The 4,700-nt window shown below is 56.0% G+C and carries 1 protein-coding gene; it reads left to right on the top strand.

Going from position 1 to position 4,700, the window contains the following annotated elements:
* Positions 1 to 340 precede the first annotated feature (340 nt).
* Positions 341 to 4,700 (top strand): type ISP restriction/modification enzyme (locus HMPREF9440_RS03735; protein ID WP_008541646.1); only part of this gene is annotated, 4,360 nt, incomplete at its 3' end.

Genomic DNA, 4,700 nt, shown 5'->3' with positions numbered 1-4,700 from the left:
ACGCCGGACATGCCGCCTGCGCCGCCCTGGCCGGAGGACGACGGGAGTTTTCCGACGTATTGATCAAGCATGACGCCTTCGGGAAAGCCCTCTGCAAGGGCTTCTCGGGGTTGTCCGTAAGCTTGGCTCCGCACCCGTAAAATGGGGAAGATTTTCCCCGGACTTCATGGCAGGTCCGGGGGCTCGTCCGCCTCTTTCCTTCATATTCCGCTTTCCCCTGTTATACTCTTATGGACTCTGGTTTTTTTGAAAAAACCCAGGTAAATCAAGCGTTTACCCCCACGCTCTAGTTCCGGAAACTCCTGAATCATTCGACAACGCCTCGGCGCTCACGGCGCTTTTGGCGTCGATCGAAGCGTCGTCGCTCTCCGCGCGGGACAAGGGGACGCGCTTTGAAACGCTGATTCGCGACTGGCTCATGAAGGAGCCCACGTACGCGAATCTCTTCACGAAGGTCCAGACCTGGAAGGACTGGTCCGCAGAAAATCCGGGGTATGCCGTCAACGCCAAGGACTACGGGATCGATCTCGTAGCGACGAATGCGGACGGGGACGGCTTCACGGCGGTCCAGTGCAAGCTCTACGGGCGCGAGCACCGCGTGACGAAGCCCGAAATCGATTCCTTCCTCGCGGCCTCCTCGAAGGCTCACTTCACGCATCGCCTGCTCGTCGCGACCAACGAAAAGTGGTCGGAAAACGTGGTGAAGGAACTCCACGCGCAGGCGATCCCCGTCACGCTCATCACTCGGCGGGATCTTGCGGCCTCGGTGATCGACTGGAGCGTCTATGCCGAAAGCGGCAAGGTCGAAACACGGCCGAAGCGCGTCCCGCGCAAGTACCAGGAATACGCCATCAAGGACGTTTTGACCGGCTTCCAAACGAGCGACCGCGGCAAGCTCATCATGGCCTGCGGGACCGGGAAGACCTTCACCTCGATGCAGATCGCCGAGGCGATGGAAGGGGAGGGCGGCTTCGTCATGTTCCTCGTGCCCTCGCTTTCTCTGCTTTCGCAAACGCTCTCCGACTGGAAGCAGCAGTGCGAATTTGAGATCAATGCGTTCGCCGTGTGTTCCGACACGACGACCGGCAAGGCGGATCTTGAGGACATCGAGTCGCTCACCGTCGGAAGCGAACTCTCGTACCCCGCGACGACGGAGCCGGAGAAGCTTGCGGCTGAAGTGAAGAAGGCGCGTGAGCGCGGCGGCATGACCGTCATCTTCTCCACGTACCAGTCGATCGAAGTCGTGAGTCAGGCCCAGAAGCAGTATGGGATGGATGAGATCGGCCTCATCATCTGCGACGAGGCGCACCGCACGGCGGGCGGTCACCATGTCGACGACGAAGACGCGCCCTTCCAGCGCATTCATGACCAGAACTTCATCCGCGGGAAGAAGCGCCTCTACATGACGGCGACCCCGAGGATTTTCGGGGGCGACGCCAAGAAGCAGAGCGAAGAGGGCGATGTGGTCCTCTACTCGATGGACGACGAGGCGGTTTTCGGAAAGACCTTCCACACGATCAGCTTCTCGGAAGCCGTGCGCCTGAAGAGCCTGGTGGACTACAAGGTCATCGTGCTCGCGGTGGATGAGTCCGTCGTAAAGAACCAGGGAATGGACGACTACACGTTGGTCGAAGCCGGCGGCCTGACCGTGAAGCATGCCGCGAAGGTGATCGGCGCGTGGCGCGCGCTCTCGAAGTGCGACTTCAAGGGCGAGCGCTCGATGTGGGACGACCTCAAGCTCATGAAGCGTGCGGTGGGGTTTGCGCAGGTGATTGAGCCGCCGAAGCCGGGGCAGAACTTGGACCGCACGTCGTCGAAGCTCTTCACTGCGAACTTCGCGAAGACGATCGAAGACTTCAAGCGCGACCACTTCAACACGCTCAACGAGAAGAACCGCTCCTACAGCCATGCGGCCTTTGACGCCGAGTACCCCTTGGTGTGCGACTGCCGACATATCGACGGGAGCATGAATGCGACCGAAAAGGGTGCGCTCCTCGACTGGCTGCGGGCGGAACCCGAGAAGAACCACTGCAAGATTCTCTTCAACGTCCGGTGCCTCTCGGAAGGCGTCGACGTGCCTTCGCTCGACGCGGTGATCTTCCTCTCGCCCCGCAAGTCCGTCGTGGACGTCGTCCAGACGGTCGGACGCGTGATGCGCACGGCGCCCGGCAAAGAGCGCGGCTATGTGATCCTGCCGGTCGTGACCTCTGCCGGGGTGCCGGGCGAGCTGGCTCTGAACAACAACAAGGAATTCGACGTCGTTTGGCAGGTGCTTCGTGCCCTGAAGTCGATCGACCAGGACTTCGCGAGCGTCGTCGACGGGCAGTTGGGAACGGTGAACCCCGAGAAGATCGAGGTCATCAGCATCACCACGGCCAAGGTCAACCGCAAGCCCGGGAAGCCTGCGGGGAAGGCCCCGGGCAAGGGACGTGGCGGCAAGAAAGGTAATGAGCCTGATCCCCAACAAGGCAGTCTCTTCGAACGCAACGACTACCTGGAAGAGACGATCCGGACGCGCATCTTGAAGCGCGTCGGGAACCGCCGGGAATGGGGGGACTGGGCCGAGGACGTGGCGCAACTCTGCGACGCGCAGGTGCGGCATATTGAATCGAAGGTCCGGGACGAACCTGCGGTCAGCCGGAAGTTCGAGGAATTCAAGAAGGAACTCAAGGCAACCTTGAGCGGGAATCTCGACGATCGCGAAATCATTGAAATGTTGGCGCAGCACGTCGTGACGAAGCCGATCCTTGATGTGCTCTTCACGGTCTACGACGAAAAGGGCGACGTCGTCTACGAATTTTCCAAGCAGAACCCGATCGCCAAGGCGATGACGACGATGGTCGAGGAGCTTGACCGTCAGGGGATGCAGTCCCCTGCAAAGACGCTCAAAGACTTCTACGAGAGCGTCCACGCCCGCACGCGCCACGTCAAGACGAGCGCCGAGCGGCAGATGATCATCAAGGAGCTCTTCGAGAAGTTCTTCAAGGCTGCCTTCCCGAAGCAGCAGGAAAAGCTCGGAATCGTCTACACGCCGGTCGAGGTTGTGGACTTCATCAATCAATCCGTGGCGGACCTTCTGAAGAAGGAGTTCGGCACCGACATCGCCGATCCGGGCGTGCATGTTTTGGATCCGTTCTCCGGCACGGGCACCTTCATGGCGCGTCTCATGCAGACGGGGCTCATCCCGCCGGAAAAGCTTCCGCAGAAGTTCGAAAACGACCTGCATGCGAACGAGATCATGCCTCTCGCCTACTACGTCTCCTCGATGAATCTTGAAGGGGTTTTCCACGAGATTTGTCCGAATGAGCCGTACAAGCCGAATAAGGTGATGATTTGGACGGATACGTTTACCGATCATCGACAGGGGGCAATTTTTAGTACGGATTTGAGTGAGAACAATGCTCGGTTGTCTGCGTTGAATCGTCAGGACATTCGTGTGATCATTGGTAATCCGCCTTATTCTGTGGGCCAGGATAATGCGAATGATGATAATCAAAATGACCGCTACGAGGAATTGGATGGGCGTATTGCTGAGACATATGCCGCGAGCACTAAGGCGACGCTAAAAAATTCTTTGTACGATTCATATGTAAGGGCATATCGTTGGGCCTCAGATCGCATTGGTGATAAAGGTGTAATTGGGTTTGTGACTAATGCGGGATGGGTGGAGTCGAATAGTGCTGATGGCATGCGTAAATGCGTGGCAGATGAGTTTAATTCGATCTATGTTTATCACCTAAAGGGCAACCAAAGGACGTTGGGTGAGCGCTCCCGTCGGGAAGGTGGGAAGATTTTTGGTGAGGGTAGCCGTGCTCCAGTCATGATTGCTTTCTTGGTGAAGAATCCTGAATCAAAAGAACGGGGTCGGGTTCTCTTTCATGCGGTCGAGGACTATTTGACGCGTGAGGAAAAGCTTGTCACCCTTCGGGATGATCGTTCGATCATTGATGTGTCGATGAATCTAATTGTTCCGGATGCTCATGGAGATTGGCTGAATCAGCGAGATGACTCCTATGCTCGGTTTATTCGTACTGACGGAAAGAAGACGAATGAAAAATCGCTCTTCTTGAATTACTCAAATGGTCTGAAAACAGGTCGAGATGCTTGGGCATATGGCTCCGATGAAATGAAGGTGTTTGATAGTATCGAAAAATCAATTTCTTTTTACAATGAGCAGATAAAATCTGCTTCGGCAAATGAAGATTTCGAAATTAATTTGGATCCCAAAAAGGTGAAGTGGGATCGCCCGCAGAAAGAGGGTGTTTTTCGGGGGAAGGTGGCTGAAGGGGCTCAGAAGTCGAAGTTGTATCTAAGTCAATACAGGCCATTCTTTAAACAGCATCTGTATTTTGATCGGTTTTGGAATAACTGTGTTTACCAGATGCCGGCGCTTTTCCCGATGAATAACACTAAGAACTTGCTTATTTGTTCTTCAGGTGTAGGCTCAAAAGAATATTCTTGCTTGATGACTGATTGCATTCCGTGTCTTGATTTTCTCGAAAAAACACAATGTTTCCCGCGATGGCTTCCGGGAGAGAAAATTGAGTCAGCGGAGGGTGTGCTCGACTTCGGAGAACCGACTGAAATGCCGAGTGGCTTCACTCCGGAGGCGTTGCCGCACTTCCGGGCTGCGTATGAGGGCAAGACGATCTCCGAAGACGATCTGTTCTATTACGGAACCTCTTCACGGAAGAGGTTCG

Origin of the sequence: Sutterella parvirubra YIT 11816, assembly GCF_000250875.1 — a bacterium.
In the GTDB taxonomy this organism is placed as follows: Bacteria; Pseudomonadota; Gammaproteobacteria; order Burkholderiales; family Burkholderiaceae_F; genus Sutterella; species Sutterella parvirubra.
This window is presented reverse-complemented; position numbering and strand designations above follow the sequence as displayed.